The 18,046-nt window shown below is 62.3% G+C and carries 17 protein-coding genes; 12 read left to right on the top strand and 5 right to left on the bottom strand.

Going from position 1 to position 18,046, the window contains the following annotated elements:
- Positions 1-12: 12 nt before the first annotated feature.
- The 6 genes from C4K27_RS08670 to C4K27_RS08690 all read left to right on the top strand — a co-directional run bounded on the left by C4K27_RS08670 (position 13) and on the right by C4K27_RS08690 (position 5,449).
- Complete coding sequence (locus tag C4K27_RS08670; RefSeq protein ID WP_007931462.1) at positions 13-1,854, top strand: carbamoyltransferase family protein; 1,842 nt, start codon at positions 13-15, stop codon at positions 1,852-1,854.
- Between the two features lie 34 nt (positions 1,855-1,888).
- A complete protein-coding gene (locus C4K27_RS31175; RefSeq protein ID WP_007931463.1) occupies positions 1,889-2,032 on the top strand; it encodes a hypothetical protein in 144 nt (47 codons plus the stop codon).
- A 27-nt stretch (positions 2,033-2,059) separates the two neighbouring features.
- Positions 2,060-3,382: an aspartate aminotransferase family protein gene (locus C4K27_RS08675; RefSeq protein WP_053260152.1), complete on the top strand. Its 1,323-nt coding sequence runs from the start codon at positions 2,060-2,062 to the stop codon at positions 3,380-3,382.
- A 59-nt stretch (positions 3,383-3,441) separates the two neighbouring features.
- Positions 3,442-4,044: a formyltransferase family protein gene (locus tag C4K27_RS08680; RefSeq protein ID WP_007931465.1), complete on the top strand. Its 603-nt coding sequence runs from the start codon at positions 3,442-3,444 to the stop codon at positions 4,042-4,044.
- An 80-nt stretch (positions 4,045-4,124) separates the two neighbouring features.
- Positions 4,125-4,754 carry a LysE family translocator gene (locus C4K27_RS08685; protein WP_053260153.1) on the top strand — a complete coding sequence of 210 codons (630 nt, stop codon included), beginning with the start codon at positions 4,125-4,127 and terminating at the stop codon, positions 4,752-4,754.
- Between the two features lie 89 nt (positions 4,755-4,843).
- Complete coding sequence (locus C4K27_RS08690; protein ID WP_007931467.1) at positions 4,844-5,449, top strand: LysE family translocator; 606 nt, start codon at positions 4,844-4,846, stop codon at positions 5,447-5,449.
- A 69-nt stretch (positions 5,450-5,518) separates the two neighbouring features.
- Here the strand turns inward: C4K27_RS08690 and C4K27_RS08695 are convergent, their stop codons facing one another.
- The 3 genes from C4K27_RS08695 to C4K27_RS08705 form a co-directional block, all read right to left on the bottom strand.
- Positions 5,519-7,549 carry an FUSC family protein gene (locus C4K27_RS08695; RefSeq protein WP_053260154.1) on the bottom strand — a complete coding sequence of 677 codons (2,031 nt, stop codon included), beginning with the start codon at positions 7,547-7,549 and terminating at the stop codon, positions 5,519-5,521.
- 154 nt (positions 7,550-7,703) lie between these two features.
- Positions 7,704-8,492 (bottom strand): MlaA family lipoprotein, encoded by a 789-nt coding sequence (locus C4K27_RS08700; protein WP_007931470.1) that lies wholly within the window; start codon positions 8,490-8,492, stop codon positions 7,704-7,706.
- Positions 8,485-9,783 carry a hypothetical protein gene (locus C4K27_RS08705; RefSeq protein WP_007931472.1) on the bottom strand — a complete coding sequence of 433 codons (1,299 nt, stop codon included), beginning with the start codon at positions 9,781-9,783 and terminating at the stop codon, positions 8,485-8,487. Before C4K27_RS08705 ends, C4K27_RS08700 begins: the two co-directional genes overlap by 8 nt.
- Positions 9,784-10,024: 241 nt before the next feature.
- Here C4K27_RS08705 and C4K27_RS08710 point away from each other — a divergent pair, with 241 nt between their 5' ends.
- The gene (locus C4K27_RS08710; RefSeq protein WP_053260155.1) at positions 10,025-10,396 is read left to right on the top strand and encodes a hypothetical protein; all 372 of its coding nucleotides are present in this window, start codon (positions 10,025-10,027) and stop codon (positions 10,394-10,396) included.
- Between the two features lie 52 nt (positions 10,397-10,448).
- On the opposite strand, the gene C4K27_RS08715 is transcribed toward C4K27_RS08710, so the two are convergent.
- On the bottom strand, positions 10,449-12,002 hold the full coding sequence (locus tag C4K27_RS08715; protein WP_053260598.1) for a glycoside hydrolase family 17 protein: 1,554 nt from the start codon (positions 12,000-12,002) through the stop codon (positions 10,449-10,451).
- Positions 12,003-12,343: 341 nt separating this feature from the next.
- Here C4K27_RS08715 and C4K27_RS08720 point away from each other — a divergent pair, with 341 nt between their 5' ends.
- The 3 genes from C4K27_RS08720 to C4K27_RS08730 all read left to right on the top strand — a co-directional run bounded on the left by C4K27_RS08720 (position 12,344) and on the right by C4K27_RS08730 (position 15,353).
- On the top strand, positions 12,344-13,195 hold the full coding sequence (locus C4K27_RS08720; RefSeq protein ID WP_007931479.1) for a glycine betaine ABC transporter substrate-binding protein: 852 nt from the start codon (positions 12,344-12,346) through the stop codon (positions 13,193-13,195).
- A 191-nt stretch (positions 13,196-13,386) separates the two neighbouring features.
- Positions 13,387-13,698, top strand: a complete 312-nt coding sequence (locus C4K27_RS08725) for a DUF485 domain-containing protein (protein ID WP_053260156.1) — start codon at positions 13,387-13,389, stop codon at positions 13,696-13,698.
- A complete protein-coding gene (locus C4K27_RS08730) occupies positions 13,695-15,353 on the top strand; it encodes a cation acetate symporter (protein ID WP_007931491.1) in 1,659 nt (552 codons plus the stop codon). Before C4K27_RS08725 ends, C4K27_RS08730 begins: the two co-directional genes overlap by 4 nt.
- A 301-nt stretch (positions 15,354-15,654) precedes the next feature.
- Here the strand turns inward: C4K27_RS08730 and gltA are convergent, their stop codons facing one another.
- Positions 15,655-16,944, bottom strand: coding sequence for a citrate synthase (gene gltA, locus C4K27_RS08735; RefSeq protein ID WP_007931493.1), 1,290 nt, complete (start codon positions 16,942-16,944; stop codon positions 15,655-15,657).
- Positions 16,945-17,295: 351 nt separating this feature from the next.
- Between gltA and sdhC the strand changes: the two genes are divergently transcribed.
- Together sdhC and sdhD are read left to right on the top strand one after the other, a co-directional pair.
- Positions 17,296-17,682, top strand: coding sequence for a succinate dehydrogenase, cytochrome b556 subunit (gene sdhC / locus C4K27_RS08740; RefSeq protein WP_169915034.1), 387 nt, complete (start codon positions 17,296-17,298; stop codon positions 17,680-17,682).
- Entirely contained in the window at positions 17,676-18,044 is a 369-nt protein-coding gene (sdhD, locus tag C4K27_RS08745) for a succinate dehydrogenase, hydrophobic membrane anchor protein (protein ID WP_007931497.1), read from the top strand. The genes sdhC and sdhD overlap by 7 nt, the downstream gene beginning before the upstream one ends.
- Positions 18,045-18,046 lie beyond the last annotated feature (2 nt).

Consider the following 18,046-nt stretch of genomic DNA (forward strand, 5'->3'; position numbering starts at 1 on the left):
ATGAGCGTTTAAATGGCTACTTACGTATTAGGGATTTCGGCGTTCTATCACGACAGCGCAGCAGCGTTGGTGAAGGACGGGGTGCCGGTGGCGGCGGCCCAGGAAGAGCGCTTCACGCGGGTGCGGCACGACGCGGCGTTTCCGGCCAATGCCATCAAGTACTGCCTGGACGCCGAGGGTATCGGCCTCGATGAGCTGACCGCCGTGGTCTACTACGAAGACCCGCAGGAAAAGTTCTCGCGGATGATTTCCTCCTTCGCCAGTGGCGGCATCAGCGGCGCGCGCACCTTCATCAGCACCATGCCGGAATGGATCCGCTGGAAGCTCAATGTGCTCAAGTTCATCGACGAGAAGCTCGAGGAACTGGGGCGTGGTACCGGACCGCTCACCATCGCCTCGCAGCATCACCGCTCCCATGCCGCGGCAGCGTTTTTCCCGTCGCCGTTCGAGCAGGCGGCGGTGCTGTGCATCGACGGCATCGGCGAATGGCATTCGACCACGATCTGGAAGGGCGACGGTTCCAAGCTCGACCTGATGAACTCGATTTCCTATCCGCACTCGGTCGGCCTGTTCTACTCGGCGTTCACCTATTACTGCGGCTTCAAGGTCGACTCCGGCGAGTACAAGCTCATGGGCCTGGCGCCTTACGGCCGGCCGATCTATGCCGACAAGATCCGCAAGGAATTGATCAACATCCGCGCCGACGGTTCCTTCACCCTGAACATGAAGTACTTCGAGTACCTGCGTGGCGAGCGCATGGTCGGCGAGGCGTTCGAGGAACTGTTCGGCGGTCCGGTGCGCAAGCCGGAGAGCCCGATCACCCAGCGCGAATGCGACCTGGCGGCCTCGGTACAGCAGGTGACCGAGGAGGTGGTACTGGGGCTGGCCACCGCGGCCGTGCGGCAGACCGGTTACCGCAACCTGTGTCTGGCCGGTGGCGTGGCGCTCAACTGCGTGGCCAACGGAGTGCTCAGCCGTTCCGGACGTTTCGACGCGATCTGGATTCAACCCGCGGCCGGCGACGCCGGTTGTGCCCTGGGGGCGGCCATGGACTATTCGGTCAAGCGCACCGGGCGCCCGCACCTGGGCAGCAAGAAGCTCGACGCCATGAGCGGCAGCCTGTTGGGGCCGGGCTTTGGCGATGAAGAGATCCAGGCGTTTCTCGACGCCAACCAGTATCCATACCGGCGCTTCGAGGGTGCCGAGCTGTATGACGAAACTGCGCGGCACCTGGCCGACGGCGCCGTGGTCGGCTGGTTCCAGGGACGCATGGAGTTCGGCCCGCGAGCCCTGGGTGCGCGCTCGATCCTCGGCGATCCACGCAATCCCGAGATGCAGCGCACCATGAACCTGAAGATCAAGTACCGCGAATCCTTCCGGCCCTTTGCCCCGGCGGTGCTGGACGAGGACGCCCAGGTCTACTTCGACATCTGCGAGAAGAGCCCGTACATGTTGATGGTTTCGCAGGTCACCGACTCGATCAAGACCGAGGAATCGCGCAAGCCGGGTGGCCCTGAGCGTGGCCTGGGCAGCATCAACTCGATCCGTTCGCAGCTGCCGGCGGTGACCCACGTCGACCTGTCGGCGCGGGTGCAGACAGTGACCGAAGAAAACAACGCGCCGTTCACCCATCTGCTGCGCAGTTTCAAGAAGCGCACCGGCTGCTCGGTACTGGTCAACACCTCGTTCAACGTGCGCGGCGAGCCGATCGTGTGCAAGCCGGAAGAAGCCTACGCCTGCTTCATGCGCACCGAGATGGATGTGCTGGTACTGGGCAACTTCATTCTCGAGCGCACGACCCAGCCGGAGTTCGTCGAAGAGGTCGACTGGCGCAACGAGATCCCGCTGGACTGATCGCTCACTCACTTTTTATTCAGGAGACAAGGCCATGCTCAGGTTGCTTTCGTTGTTGATGTTCGCTGTGGTGTTGCTACCGATCGGCTGGGCGCGCCGGATATTCAATTCCTCGCGCTTCAGCCAGCGTTTCCATCAAGGCTCGACGGCGTGGGACCACCCGGAAAACACCCGTTAGGCCGCATAACTGCAAGGGCTCGGATCCATGTCAACGGTCATCTACAAGAACTTGAATGCCTCACCGATTCTCGCCGTCAATGGCGCTGGGGTCTGGCTTGAGGATGCCTCGGGCAAACGCTACCTCGACACGTGCGGCGGGGTAGCCGTTTCCAGCCTGGGACATGGACACCCACGGATCGCCGCGGCCATCGAGCAGCAGGCGAAAAAGCTCAGTTGGGCCCATGCCGGCAGTTTCACCACGGCCGCCGCCGAGGAGTTGGCGGACCTGCTGGTGGGGGCCTCCGGCGGGTTGGCCAAGGCGCAGTTTCTCTCCGGCGGCTCCGAGGTTATGGAGCTGGCGATGAAAATTGCCTACCAGTATCAGTGCGAGCGCGGGCTGCCGGGCAAATCGATCTTTATCTCGCGGCAGCAGAGCTACCACGGCAGCACCCTGGGGACCTTGTCGATATCCGGCAACCTGCAGCGTCGCGGGGTATTCGAGCCGTTGCTGGGGGCCGCCGAATTCGTCTCGCCCTGTTATGCCTATCGCCATCAGGGCGCCGATGAAAGTGACGAGCAGTACGGGACGCGCCTGGCGCTGGAACTGGACGAAAAAATCCGGGCACTGGGCAGCGACAGGGTCGCGGCGTTTTTCGCCGAGACCGTGGTCGGCTCCACCAACGGCGCGGTGCCGCCGGTGCCGGGTTACTTCCGCAAGATCAAGGCGGTGTGCGAGCGCCACGATGTGCTGCTGATCCTCGACGAGGTGATGGCCGGCATGGGCCGTACCGGCAGGTTCTTCGCCTACGAGGACGACGGCATCGTGCCGGACATGGTCGCGGTCGGCAAAGGTCTGGCGGCCGGTTACCAGCCGATCTCGGCGTTGCTGGTCAGCAGCCAGGTGCATGAGGCGATGGCGGGCAACTCCGGGGTGCTGGGCAACGGCCAGACCCACGTCAACCATCCGCTGGCCTGCGCCGTTGCGTTGGAGGTGCAGCGGGTCATCGAGGACGAGAACCTGCTGCAGGCCGTGCGCCTGCGCGGCGAGCAACTGCGCCACGGCCTGCGCGAGTGCCTGGCGCGCTTCGAGCATGTCGGCGATGTGCGCGGACGCGGGCTGTTCGTCGGCGTGGAGTTCGTTCAGGACCGCGACACCCGCGAGCCCTATCACGGTGGCGGCCGTTACGCCGCGAGCCTCAAGGCGCAGGCGCTGGAACAAGGGCTGCTGATTTATCCGGGCAGCGGAACCGCCGACGGTGTTCACGGTAACCACGTTCTGTTCGCGCCGCCGTTCATCTCCAGCGAAGCGGAAATCGCCGAAATGGTCGAGCGCTTCACGGCGGTGGTCGAGGCCTGCCAGCAGGGTTAGCGGGAGGGCGGACCGGGGGTGTTTTCGAAATGTACCAACAGCCAATAGTGGAAAAGACTATGCAGACCATCGAACCATGCAAGGACAAAGTTCTATTGTCGGTGTGCACCATGGACTGGTGCGATCACGGCGTTGAATTCGCCAAGACGGTTTTTTCCAACCTGGAAGTGTTCTGTTGGGACCCGGGCGACCCCTATCCGTATCACCTGGAAGACTGGGAAGGCGACTGGATCATTTCCTATCGTGGCGACTTCATCTTCCCGCCGAGTATCTATCAGCGGGCCCGCAAGGGCGCAATCAACCTGCACCCGGCGCCGCCCAAGTACCGCGGCCTGGGCAGCCAGCACTACGCGATCTACTACCAGGACGAAACCTACGGCTCGACCTGTCATCACCTGGCGCCCTCGGTGGACAGCGGCGACATCATCCATGTTGCGCGTTTCAACATCGCCCCGGCGGAAACCGCGTCTTCGCTGCGCCTGCATGTCGGCGCCTATTGCCTGCAGCAGTTCATCCACCTGTTGACCGACTACATCCTGCAAGGCCGTCCGCTGCCGGTTTCGCCCGAACGCTGGGGCGAGCGGCTGTACAAGCAGTCCGAACTCAAGCCCTGGATGGAAAAGATCCGGGCCGAAGAACCCGATCATCGCTGCTTCAAGTAACGAGGAGGGATGCCGGCCCGCGCGGGGCGGCATCCCGGTTGGTAAACCCTGCTCCCGCGACTTCTACGAGAGACCGTCAAATGTTTGATTTATCGAGCTTTGGTGCTGCTATGGCCGTTTATGTCATCGGAACCGCCAGCCCTGGCCCGGGTAACCTGGCTATTGCCAACACCTCGCTCAGCTACGGGCGTACCCCGGGGTTGGCGCTGGCGGCCGGGGTCATTTCCGGTTCGTTGTGCTGGGGCGCGATGACGGCCGCGGGCGTCTCGGCCTTGCTGATGTCCAACACCCAGGTGCTGGTCTGGCTGAAGATCCTCGGCGCCTGCTATCTGTTGTGGCTGGCCTACAAATCCATCCGCAGTGCCCTGAGCTCGAGCGCGGTCAACCTCAACCGCGCCCGGGCCAAACAGAGCCGCACGCTGGGGTTCTATCTGCAAGGGTTGGGCATCCACCTGACCAACCCCAAGGCGGCCCTGACCTGGTTCACCGTGACCACCGTCGGTCTCAGCGCCACGGCGCCATCCTGGGCCAGTTTTGTGCTGGTGGGCAGCTGTGCGGTCGCCGGTTTCGTGATTTTCTGCGCCTATGCCCTGGCTTTTTCCGCGCGTTCGGCGGAGCCGTTTTTCGTCCGCACGCGCAAGGCTTTCGGCCTGGTCTGCGGCGCGTTCTACGCGATGGTCGCCGCGGGCTTCATCGGGTCCTTGCTGTAAGCGTGGATAAGCCTCGCCCGTGGCGATCGCCGGGGCGAAAACAATGACTCAGGGCTCTGTTCGGAGCATGTACTTCTCAGGATGACTGTATGCCGTTGTCGATCGACTTGTTGTTGGCTTTCGCCTTGTTTGCCTTTGTCACCTCGGTAACCCCCGGACCGAATAACGCCATGCTGCTGGCCTCGGGCGTGAATTTCGGATTCCGCCGCACGGTGCCGCATATCCTCGGGATCAGTTCGGGGTTCCTGGTGCTGGTGCTGGCTGTGGGCCTGGGCCTGGGCGCGGTGTTCGAGGCCTACCCGGTGCTGTACAAGGTGCTGCGCTACGTCGGTGCGGCCTATCTGCTGTACCTGGCCTGGAACATCGCCCGTTCCGGGCCGGTGTCCCAGGAAGTCGACGGCAAGGGCCGGCCGCTGGGGTTCTGGGGCGCCGCGGCGTTCCAGTGGGTCAACCCCAAGGCCTGGGTCATGGCGCTAGGGGCCATCAGCACCTACACGCCGTTGCAGGGCTACTTTTTCAACGTGGTGGTGATCGCCAGCCTGTTTGCCTTGATCAACGCCCCGAGCGTCGGGGTCTGGGCCGGGTTTGGCAGCGTGCTGCGCAATGTCCTGCGCGACCCGCGCTGGCTGCGCCTGTTCAACTACGGCATGGCGTTGCTGCTGGTGATTTCGCTGTTCCCGCTGCTGCAAGCTTGAGGGGCTTTCGCAGGGCGTTATGCCGCTACCCGCCACCACCGGCGCGTGGCGGTTTTTTTTGCCCGCTCATTACCCCTGGGCGACAGCCGCCACGCCGGGTTCGTGGCGAGTCAGGCGGCACCATTTGTGCCAGGTGAATTGCAGTTGCAGCAGCGCCGCCCTGGCCATTTCCAGATCCTGTTCCGGCAGTTGCGGCGCCTGTTCCAGGGCCTTGAGCAGGGCGACGGTCGGAGCATCCAGTCGATCGCTGCGGCGTGGCGTCGGACCGCCTGACTTGAGCAGCGTGGCGATGCTCTGCAGGTAGTGCCCGCGTTCCACGGCCAGGGCGCCGGTCGCCGCGCCCAGGCTGGCGCGCAGTTGCAGCAGTTCGTCGCCCAGGTCGAGCCCGAGCAGGCCGTTGTCCCAGTGCTGGCGGCGTTCCTGGGGCAGGCTTTCGGAATAGCGCGCCAGGCGGATCAGGCGGTCGGCCATGCGCCCGCCGAACCAGCTCTCGGCTTGCTCCAGCGGGCGCGAGGTGAGTTGCGCCAGGTCGAACAGCGAGGCGCGGAACATCCGCCGATAGTGATGTTCGCCGGGGTTGAGGCTGACCAGGCGGAACACCAGGACAGCGATGCCGACGCCGACCAGGGTGGCCATGGCCTTGTTGAGGAAGTTGGCCAGGTCGTAGGTCATCAGGTTGCCGGGGCCGACGTTGTTGATGAAAAAAATGCAGAACGCCGAGGCGATCGGCGCCATCCGCGGCTTGCTCATGCACAGCGAGGCGCAAAACAGCGGCACCCCCAGGCCCACGCACAGCAGCGGGAAACCGTCCCAACCGGGTAGCAATCCCAGGCCGACGAAGCCGGCGACCGGCACCGACAGGGCGATGCCCTTGAGAAAGTTGAGGCTGGAGGCGGAAGGGTTTTCCCGGCCGGCGAACAGGCTCAGTACCACCCCGCAGATCGATACCGCGCCCAGGCCGGAAGGCCAGGCCGAGAGTACCCAGAAGCCAGCCACGGCGAGAAACGCCAGGGCGCTGCGCAGGCCGCCGAGAATGCCTTGCTCGATATCGCGGTGCCAGGACAGGGCGCCAGGCGCGCCATCGGGCACTCGGGCTTGCTCGACGGCCTGCAGGGTTTGCGCACTGCGTTCGAGCAGCACCGGCACTTGTGCCAGTTGCATCAGGCACAGATGCGCGTGCTGCGACAGGCTGCGGTCCTGCAGCGCCTCTTGAAGGCGTGAGGACAGTTGGGCGATGTCTTGCTCGTGGCTGTGTTCCAGGGCCGTGGCCAGCTGTTCGATCAGGGGAGCCACGCTGGCATTCGCCGCGCTGTCGAGCATCAGCCGCTGGCGGGCCACGCCACGGGCCGCACGCAGCAGGCTCAGCAAGTCGCGACTGAGCACCCGCAGGGCCTGTGAACGTCGCCGTCCCTGGGGGCCTTCGAACCAGGCGTGATCGCGCTGGGCATCGACCGCCACCAGCTTGCCGAGGGCTTCCAGCAGCCCCTTGCGCTGGTCCTGGCCGATCAGTTCGGAGGCCGCGGCGCGCATGCCGGCTTGCCACGCGAGCTTGCCCTGGGTGGCCAACGCCTGTTCGACCCGGCGTGGCCAGAGCACGGTGCTGGCGATCGCCGCGCAGATGATCCCCAGGCTGATTTCCGAACAGCGGGCCACGGCCTGATCGAACACCAGCAGCGGATGTACGGTGGCGGGCAGGGCGACGATCGCTGCGGTGTAGCCGGCCAGTACGAAACCGTAGGAGGCGTGATTGCGCAGCAGCGAGGCACCGGTGGTGCAGAAGGCCAGCCACAGCGCCATCGCCAACAGAAACAGCAGGGGCGCCTGGCCGAACAGGCCGATCAGCACGATCGAGGCCACGGCCCCGCTAAAGGTGCCGAGCAGGCGGAAGGCACCCTTGGCCAGGACCATGCCGCTGCTGGGCTGGCTGACGATGAATACCGTGGTCAGGGCCCATTGCGGCTGCTCGAGGTTGAAGCGAAAGGCCAGGTACAAGGCGATGACCCCGGCGATCATGTTCCTGATGGCGAACAGCAGGTCGTTGCGGCTGGGAGCCAGGACGGCCAGCCAGAAATCGGGGATTCGCAGGGCGAGGCTTTTCATTGGCAAGGCACATAGATAGCTAGCTAATGATTAGTATCGTATCTACTTGCCAGGGAAATTCCAATGAGGATTTTTCCGGGGCCGGAGAAGGTACAGGTGGTGAGGGGAGGGGCGAAGAAAAGGGCCCTGCGCGGATGGCAGGGCCCTGGAGGGATCACTCGGCGATTTGCAGCTTGCGCGATTCGGTGTAGACGTAGCGGACTTTCTCGTATTCGAACGGCGAGTCCAGCTGGCCATAGCGGAAGCTGGTCTGATAACGCTTGTCGATAGCGCGCAGGACCCAGAGTTCCGGGTGATTCGAGCTGACCTCGGACACGTTGAGGAAGTTGATCGCCGACTCGGTGGTGTAATCCACGGCCAATCCGGCGGTGTCGCGAAGGTTCGAGGGCCCGAGGATCGGCAGGACGAAATAGGCGCCGCCCGGCACGCCGTAGAAGCCCAGGGTCTGGCCGAAGTCTTCGCTCTGGCGTGGCAGGCCCATGCGGGTGGCGGGGTCCCAGAGACCGCCGATACCGAGGGTGGTGTTGACCAGCAGGCGGGCGGTGGTGTTCAGCGAGCGCTGGCCCTTGAACTGCAGCAGGCTGTTGACCAGGTTCGGCACGTCGCCCAGGTTGTTGAAGAAGTTGCTCACACCGGTGCGCAGGAAGCTCGGGGTGATGTAGCGGTAACCGTCGACCACCGGCAGGAACACCCACTGATCGAAGCGGTAGTTGAAGTGGTACACCCGGCGGTTCCACGACTCCAGTGGGTCGTAGACGTTCAGCGCGTTGAGGGTCGAGCGCTCGAACTCGCGCTGGTCCAGGCCCGGGTTGAACTTGAGTCGCTTGAGCGGTTGGGTGAAGCCGTCCCCGTCTGCGACCACGGGTGTTGCGGTCTGGCCGTCGTCGGCATTGGCATAGCCTGCGCAGAACAACGCAGCGATGAGCAGGAAATGTTTAGCCACGGAAGAACTCCAGCATGGCGTCGCTGTTGACGCGGTAGTTGAGGTTGCCGCAATGGCCGCCATGGGGGTAGACCGTCAGCCGGTCGCCAAAGGTCTTGCGCAGGAACCCCAGGTCGCCCGGGCCGAGGATCACGTCGTCGGCGTTGTGCATCACGGCGATTTTCGGGCTGTCCTGCAGGTAATCCTTGAGTGCGTACAAGCTCACCTGGTCGATCAGTTGCAGCACGCTGCCGCCGTCGGTGCGGGCGCGCCACATCGGAATCACCTGCTCGGTGAGGTAGCAGTCGAAGTCGCATTGCAGGGCGCGCTTGAGGAACGGCGTGAGGTTGGTGCCTTCGCTGATCGGGTACTTGGGCGGGGTGATCAGGCCGCGGCGGTTGATCAGGTCCGAGGTGAACGCGATATCGGCGGCGGAGAAGCGGAACGAGGTGCCGATCAGCATCGCCATCTGCTCGTTGCTCAGGTGCTGCTTGGACTGCTGGAAGTCGTAGAGCAGGGCATCGTTGAGGTCGATGTAGCCCTTCTGCTGGAAGTAGCGGGTCAGCTTGTTCAGTACCAGCTCGTAGAAGGTGGTGGTGTTATTGATGCCCTTGACCTCGGTCTGCACCAGCTTGTCGAGGTTGGTGATGGAGGTATAGAGGTTGACCGGGGGGTTGAGCAGCAGGACTTTCTTGAAGTTGAAGCTGCGTCGGGTTTCGTCCAGCTTGCTGACGAAGGCCGCATCCAGGGCGCCGAGGCTGTAGCCGGTGAGGTAGAAGTCGGTGACCGGCAGTTTCGGGTTCTGCGCGCGCACTGCCTGCATCACGCGGTATAGGTCTTCGGCGTCTTCCTTGGTCACGCCGGGGGTGGCGAACCGCGAGGCGGCGCTGATGAAGTCGAAGCTGGTGGGCGAGGACAGCTGCACCACGTGGTAGCCGGCCTGGTAATAGAGCTTTTTCAGGTACTCGTTGAGACTGCTGTCATAGCGCGCGCCGGTGCCGGCGATGAGGAAGATCAGCGGCGCGGCATGGTCCTGCTCGGCGATGCGGTAGGTGAGCTTCTTCACGGCCCAGAAGTTGTCCGGCAGGATGAACTCACGCTCGGGGCGCAAGGTCAGGCTGCGGTCCGCCTGATTGATGTCATCGTCACTCGGCAGCTTCGGACGCAGGTCCGGCGGAGTGGTGGCAATGGTCGCCTCGAACGGATTGGTCAAGGGGTAGCCATAGCTGGCGGCATCGATGTCGACCGCGAGCGCGGACGCACTCGAAATAAGGCCGCCAAACAGGGCAGCGAAGCGCAAGGAACGGAGCATGACTAAATCCCTGTAGAGGAAGGTGCCGAGTGAAGTTCGCAGGCTATGACCACCGGGTTGCTGCCGAAGTGCCATGGCACGGCACAAAAAACGATCAAGGCAGGGCAAAGCCGGATCGGCGGTAATAGTCGCCAGACGATACACTTTGCCGCTGATTGCTGAACAGTTATCTATGTAACAAGCTTGCTTACCAGCCTCGGGCGATTATGCTGGGCGCCGTTTTCGCTTATCGGAGTGCTTCATGTCCCGCCGTCTTCCCCTGATTCTGCTGCTTGTTGTCCTGCCGTTGTGGCTGGCCGCCAGTTATGGCGTGCGCTACGGCTTCATGGAGGACGCTCGATGGGTCGGCGTCTGTGTCGACGAGGCCAGCCGCTGGGAGTGCCAGGCGCGTTCCAGCCTGGGGTTGCTGATCCACTTCAAGGTCATGGGTTGGGCGGCGTTGGCGGCGGCCCTGATCGCCTTCGTGGTGCCTGGCCGTTCCGGCTGGGGCCTGGCGGTGCTGGCGCTGCTGTTCGGCTTTCCGGCGCTGGCGCTCTACAACACCAGCCTGGCGGTGTTTGCCATCGTGATCGGCGCCCTGCGGCTGGTGCGAGCGCCTCGCGCGGTGGCGTGAGGCGAATCGCCGGTAATAAAAAAGGGATGACCATGGTCATCCCTTTTTTCTGTCAGGCTTTGCGAGCCCGCAAGCTGCGCCACAGGGCGGCGACCATCAGCACGCTGACCAGGGCCCAACCCCAGGCCTGCTGGTTTTCCAGGCCTTCGCGATACAGCTGGGGAGCGATGCCGGCACCGACGATAAAGGTCAGCAGGGCGATTTCGCGACGCGGCACCCGCACCGGGCGGCACAGGTAGACCAGGGCCGGCAGGAGCAGGGCGGCGCTGGGGAAGCTGCGATAACGCGGGTCGAACACCAGCTCCAGCATCATCACCGCGGCGGCGAAACCGGCGCCGGCGAGCAGCCAGCCGGCATGCTTTTCCAGGCGATTGAACATACGTTGGCGCCAGCCGGCGCGGGTGCTCAGGCTCAGTGCCGCGTGTGCCAGCACCAGCAGGTTCAGGGCCAGCAGCAGGCCCGCCCAGAACCATTCCCCGGCAAAGCGGCTGGTGACCCGCGCCAGCTCGCCCCAGGCGCCGATGGAGCAGGCGGCCAGGGCGCCGAGCAGTGGCAGGGTAAGCGCCGCGCGAGTACCGCGGATCCGGCCACCGAGGATCAGCGTGGCAACGAAGATCACCCCGCCCACGCCCAGCCACAATGGCCAGTAAGGCAGGTTCGACACCGGCCCGGCGAGTACGCCCTTGTCCTGGCGATCGGCATCGAACAACCCCCAGTAACCGCCGACCGCACCTTCGCTGGCGCGCTTCCACGGCTGGTCGAAGGCTTCGATCAGGTTGTAATGCCAGCCATTCTGTTCGGCCATGACCACAAAACCACGGATGAACTTGGCCTCGTTGACCCGGCTCGGCAGGGCGGTTTCGCGCTGGCGGCCTTCGCTGGGCCAGCCGGTTTCGCCGATCATCACGTCCTTGGGCGCGAACTTGTTGCCGAACACCTGGCGCACCTGCGCCACATGGTTCAGCGCGGCATCGATGTTGGACGGATCGTCTTCCCAGTAGGGCAGCAGGTGGATGGTCAGGAAGTCCACCGCCGGCGCGATTTCCGGGTGCTTGAGCCAGAACTCCCAGACGTCCGCGTAAGTGACCGGCTGCTTGACGTGGGCCTTGACCTTGTTGATCAGCCTGGCCAATTGCGGGCCGGTGACTTCCTTGCGCAGGAGGGCTTCGTTGCCGACGATCACCGAGCTCACCACGTCCGGGTTGGCATTGGCCGAGGCGATCAGCAGGTCGACCTCTTTTTCGCTGTCCACCGGGTTGCTGTTGACCCAGGCGCCGATCATCAGCTTCAGGCCGTGCTTGCGCGCCAGGTCCGGCAGGGCTTCGAGGCCGGTCATGGAGTAGGTGCGGATGCACTCGAAGCGCGTCGCCAGCAGCGCCAGGTCGGCGTCCATGCGCTCCGGGCGCAGTTTGAACGGCTGGTCGAAGGGCGACTGGTCTTTGTCGAACGGCGTGTAGGACGCGCATTGCAGCTTGTGGCTGGCGCTGGCGACATCCGGCAGCACCACCGGCTGGCCGAGGCCGTACCAGAAACCGCAGAGCGCGAAGACTCCCAGCAGGCAGGCGAATAGATAGGGCAGGAGCGGGAAGCGGGCAATCGAGGGCATGGTCAGGCCGTCAGGAAACAAAGCCGGGCATCTTACCCGGATTTGCCGCTGCCCAGGTGGCCTGCATGATTTTGACATGCAAAGTTCGGGCGGGATTGGGCGACTGTTTTGGGCATGCCCTGATTACTGGCGAACTGGTGTCGTTGCTGAATGTTTTGAGGTCGCAGTCAGAGCAGGTCGCCTTTGGCGTCAGGTTGATGATCGACGCGTCAGAGCTCTCATAGGGCAATCGCGCTGATGTTCGAGCAAGTTGGTGGGGCGTGATGAGGGCGCTGTGCACCATAACAACAGGTTGACGCGGCTCGGCATCCGTCGGGCGCAGCACTTTCGGGGAAGTAACGATGAAGATGCGACGACTCTTAGGCGCAGGTGCCGGTCTGGTACTTGCGATCAGTTCAACCCTGGCCAGCGCCGATAGCAAAACCCTGAGCATCGGCTATGTCGACGGTTGGTCGGACAGTGTGGCGACCACCTATGTAGCGTCTGAGGTGATCAAGCAGAAACTCGGTTATGACGTGAAGTTGCAGGCCGTGGCGACCGGGATCATGTGGCAGGGCGTGGCCACCGGCAAGCTGGACGCCATGCTGTCGGCCTGGCTGCCGGTGACCCACGGCGAGTACTGGACCAAGAACAAGGACAAGGTGGTCGACTACGGTCCCAACTTCAAGGACGCGAAAATCGGCCTGATCGTGCCGGAGTACGTCAAGGCCAAGAGCATTGCCGACCTGAAGGGTGACACCACCTTCAAGAACAAGATCGTCGGTATCGATGCCGGCTCGGGTGTGATGCTCAAGACCGACCAGGCCATCAAGGACTACGGTCTGGACTACAAACTGCAAGCCAGCTCGGGCGCGGCAATGATTGCCGAGTTGACCCGCGCCGAAGAGAAGAACGAATCCATCGCGGTCACCGGCTGGGTGCCGCACTGGATGTTCGCCAAGTGGAAGCTGCGCTTCCTGGACGATCCGAAAGGCGTTTACGGCGCCGCTGAAACCGTCAACAGCATCGGTAGCAAAGGCCTGGAGAAGAAGGCGCCGGAGGTTGCGGCTTTCCTGAAGAAGTTCCAGTGGGCCTCCAAGGATGAAATCGGCGAGGTGATGCTGGCTATTCAAGAGGGCGCCAAGCCGGAAGCGGCGGCCAAGGACTGGGTGGCCAAGCACCCTGAGCGCGTTGCCGAATGGACTGCTAACTGACCGGGAAGCGTCTAGCTCGCAGGTCTCGAGGCCGCCGGGTGTTCGCACCCGGCGGCCTTTTGTTTTGCTCGGTGCAAAAGCCTGTGTCGGGGGTACTGTCGTTCTAATACTAAGGTCGTCTGGAACCGGCTCCAGAGCTGCATAGAGTGGACTACGTTCCAACTAAAATCTGTGCTGCGAGGATAAAAACAATGAACGACAGCATTTACCTCTCGATTCAAAACAGCTCGCGTTTCAAGGAGCTGGTCAGCAAGCGCGAACGATTCGCCTGGATACTGTCGGCGGTCATGCTCGGGCTCTATTCGGGCTTCATCCTGCTGATTGCCTACGGACCCCATGTGCTGGGGGCAAAACTCAGTCCTGAATCATCCATCACCTGGGGTATTCCCATTGGTGTCGGGTTGATTGTCGCGGCCTTTGTCCTGACCGGTATCTACGTGCAACGCGCCAACGGCGAATTCGACGACCTGAACAATGCGATTCTCAAGGAGGCTCAGCAATGATCCGGCGTCTATTGGCTTTTTTTAGCGTCGCGGCCTTTGCTCCCAGTCTCTGGGCGGCCGATGCCCTGACCGGCGAAGTGCATAAACAACCCCTCAATGTCTCTGCGATCATCATGTTCGTGCTGTTCGTCGGGGCCACCCTGTGTATCACCTACTGGGCCTCCAAGCGCAACAAGTCGGCGGCCGACTACTATGCCGCGGGCGGCAAGATCACTGGTTTCCAGAACGGCCTGGCGATTGCCGGTGACTACATGTCGGCGGCGTCCTTCCTGGGGATTTCCGCCCTGGTGTTCACCTCCGGCTACGATGGCCTGATCTATTCGATCGGCTTCCTGGTGGGCTGGCCGATCATTCTGTTCCTGATCGCCGAGCGTCTGCGCAACCTGGGCAAGTACACCTTTGCCGATGTGGCGTCCTATCGCCTCGGGCAGACCCAGATCCGCTCGCTGTCGGCCTGCGGCTCGCTGGTGGTGGTGGCGTTCTACCTGATCGCGCAAATGGTCGGTGCCGGCAAGCTGATCCAGCTGCTGTTCGGCCTCGATTATCATGTGGCGGTGATCCTGGTGGGTATCCTGATGGTGCTGTACGTGCTGTTCGGCGGCATGCTGGCGACCACCTGGGTACAGATCATCAAGGCGGTCCTGCTGCTGTCCGGTGCCTCGTTCATGGCGCTGATGGTCATGAAGCATGTCAACTTCGACTTCAACATGCTGTTCTCCGAAGCCACCAAGGTTCACCCCAAAGGTGAAGCGATCATGAGCCCGGGCGGTCTGGTGAAGGATCCGATCTCGGCGTTCTCCCTGGGCCTGGCGCTGATGTTCGGTACCGCGGGCCTGCCGCACATCCTGATGCGCTTCTTCACCGTGAGCGACGCCAAGGAAGCGCGCAAGAGCGTGCTGTATGCCACCGGCTTCATCGGCTACTTCTACATCCTGACCTTCATCATCGGTTTTGGCGCGATCCTCCTGGTCAGCACCAACCCGGCGTTCAAGGACGCGGCGGGCGCTCTGCTCGGCGGCAACAACATGGCGGCGGTGCACCTGGCCAATGCCGTGGGCGGCAGCGTGTTCCTCGGCTTCATCTCGGCGGTGGCCTTCGCCACTATCCTGGCGGTGGTAGCTGGCCTGACCCTGGCCGGGGCCTCGGCGGTTTCCCATGACCTGTACGCCAGCGTGATCAAGAAGGGCAAGGCCAACGAGAAGGATGAGATCCGCGTCTCGAAGATCACCACCGTGTGCCTGGGTGTGCTGGCGATTGCCCTGGGCATCCTGTTCGAGAGCCAGAACATCGCGTTCATGGTCGGCCTAGCGTTCTCCATCGCGGCGAGCTGCAACTTCCCGGTGCTGCTGCTTTCCATGTACTGGAAGAAGCTCACCACCCGCGGCGCCATGATTGGCGGCTGGCTGGGCCTGGTCAGCGCCGTTGGCCTGATGGTCCTCGGTCCGACCATCTGGGTGCAGATCATGGGGCATGAAAAAGCCATCTTCCCTTACGAGTACCCGGCGCTGTTCTCGATGATCATTGCTTTTATCGGGATCTGGTTCTTCTCCATCACCGACAAGTCCACTGCGGCTGACAATGAGCGGGCGCTGTTCTTCCCGCAGTTCGTGCGCTCGCAGACCGGCCTGGGAGCCAGCGGGGCGGTATCGCACTAAGGCCCCTGTGTATCGGCTTCTATATATAAGCTGAGTTGCAAACCAGTGCCCCTGTCGAGAGACAGGGGCATTTTTATTGGCGTCGCCCTTTGTAGCCGCTGGCGCAGCCTGCGATCGAGTGCGCAGCGCTCGCAAGCTCGTTCAGCGTGAGAGTGATGTGGAGTTGGTATTCCACATCCGCTGTGCGGCCGAATGCAGGCAGCTACAGGGAAATGGCGGGGGAGGGGGGCATAAACAAATACGGCCTCTATAAAGAGGCCGTATCCGCTGCAGTCAAGACGTTAGCGCAAGGCAGCAGGTCTTACTTGCGGTCTTCCAGCTTGGTGATGTCGCGCGACTCGTAGCCGGTGTACAGCTGGCGAGGACGGCCGATCTTGTAAGGGCTGGAGAGCATTTCTTTCCAGTGCGAGATCCAGCCGACGGTACGCGCCAGGGCGAAGATCACGGTGAACATGCTGGTCGGAATGCCGATGGCCTTGAGGATGATCCCCGAGTAGAAGTCGACGTTCGGGTACAGCGAGCGCTCGATGAAGTAGGGGTCGGTCAGGGCGATCTCTTCCAGGCGCATGGCCAGTTCGAGTTGCGGATCGTTGGTGATGCCCAGTTCCTTCAGCACTTCGTCGCAGGTCTGCTTCATGACGGTGGCGCGCGGGTCGCGATTCTTGTAGACGCGGTGACCGAAGCCCATCAGCTTGAACGGATCGTTCTTGTCCTTGGCCTTGGCGATGAACTTGTCGATGTTCGAGACATCGCCAATTTCGTCGAGCATGGTCAGTACGGCTTCGTTGGCGCCGCCGTGAGCCGGGCCCCAGAGTGCGGCGATACCGGCAGCGATACAGGCGAACGGGTTGGCGCCCGAGGAGCCCGCCAGGCGTACGGTGGAGGTCGATGCGTTCTGCTCGTGGTCGGCATGGAGGATGAAGATCCGGTCCATTGCCTTGGCCAGCACCGGGCTGATCGGTTTGATCTCGCACGGGGTGTTGAACATCATGTGCAGGAAGTTTTCCGCGTACGACAGGTCGTTGCGCGGGTACATCATGGGTTGGCCCATGGAGTACTTGTAAACCATCGCGGCCAGGGTCGGCATCTTGGCAACCAGGCGGATCGCGGAGATTTCGCGATGCTGCGGGTTATTGATGTCCAGGGAGTCGTGGTAGAAGGCCGAGAGGGCGCCGACTACGCCGCACATGACCGCCATCGGGTGGGCGTCGCGACGGAAGCCGTTGAAGAAGGTCTTCAACTGCTCGTGAACCATGGTGTGGTTCTTCACGTTGCCGACGAACTGGGCCTTCTGTTCTGCGGTCGGCAATTCGCCGTTGAGCAGCAGGTAGCAGGTTTCCAGGTAGTCCGACTTTTCAGCCAGCTGTTCGATCGGGTAGCCGCGGTGCAACAGAATGCCGTTGTCGCCGTCGATATAGGTGATTTTCGACTCGCAGGAGGCGGTCGACATGAAACCCGGGTCAAAGGTGAAGCGGCCCGTGGCCGTCAAGCCCCGAACATCGATTACATCGGGACCAACGGTGCCGGTTAAAATGGGCAGCTCGACGGGGGCTGCGCCCTCGATGATCAACTGCGCTTTTTTGTCAGCCATGTGGCCTCCTATTTATGCTTGAAATCATCAGACAGACCCCCCACGCAGGGCCCGCACCACTATAGTGAGATAAATCCGAATGTCAATTTGCCTAAAGTCTTGCCCCAGAAGGCTTTAACCGGACTTTTTCCTCGAAATTCCCCGCCATTTACGCCTTTTATCCGCCTAACGCAATGAGCTATTAGGGGAAGGTGATTGCGTTGTCATTAGTAGCCTAACTGTCTATACTCGGCCACCGACCGCCATGGGCTTTCGGGCCCGGTTTGATGGGGGTCGTCACTCCCTGGGTGGTGGGTACCTGACCAGTGCACTCCCCAACAACTTTGCCCTGATTGTTAGGGGCTCTTCAGTGTGAAAAAAGCCGTGAATAGCCAACGACCTGTAAACCTAGACCTAAGGACCATCAAACTCCCAGTCACTGCTTACACGTCCATCCTTCACCGTATTTCCGGTGTCATCCTCTTTGTGAGCCTTGCCATCATGCTTTATGCATTGGACAAGTCGCTCAGCTCCGAGGAAGGCTTCGGCGAGGTGAAAGCGTGTCTGACCAGTCCGCTAGCCAAGCTAGTGATTTGGGGCATCCTGTCCGCCTTGCTGTATCACTTGGTTGCCGGTGTGCGCCATTTGATCATGGACATGGGCATCGGTGAGACGCTGGAAGGCGGCAAGCTGGGCTCTAAAATCGTTATCGCCGTATCCGTGGTGGTAATCGTTCTGGCAGGAGTTTGGATATGGTAACTAACGTCACGAACCTGTCGCGTTCGGGCCTCTATGACTGGATGGCACAACGTGTGTCTGCGGTCGTTCTCGCGGCTTATTTCATCTTCCTGATCGGATACCTCGTTGCGAACCCGGGCCTTGGCTACGAGCAATGGCACGCACTGTTCTCCAACAACTGGATGCGTATCTTCAGCCTGCTGGCCATGGTTGCTCTGGGCGCTCACGCCTGGGTCGGCATGTGGACCATTTCGACCGACTACCTGACGCCGATGGCGCTGGGCAAGTCGGCGACTGCAGTACGTTTCCTTTTCCAGGCAGTATGCGGCGTTGCAATGTTCGCCTACTTCGTCTGGGGTGTGCAGATTCTCTGGGGTATCTGATT

This window comes from Pseudomonas chlororaphis subsp. chlororaphis (assembly GCF_003945765.1).
In the GTDB taxonomy this organism is placed as follows: Bacteria; Pseudomonadota; Gammaproteobacteria; order Pseudomonadales; family Pseudomonadaceae; genus Aquipseudomonas; species Aquipseudomonas chlororaphis.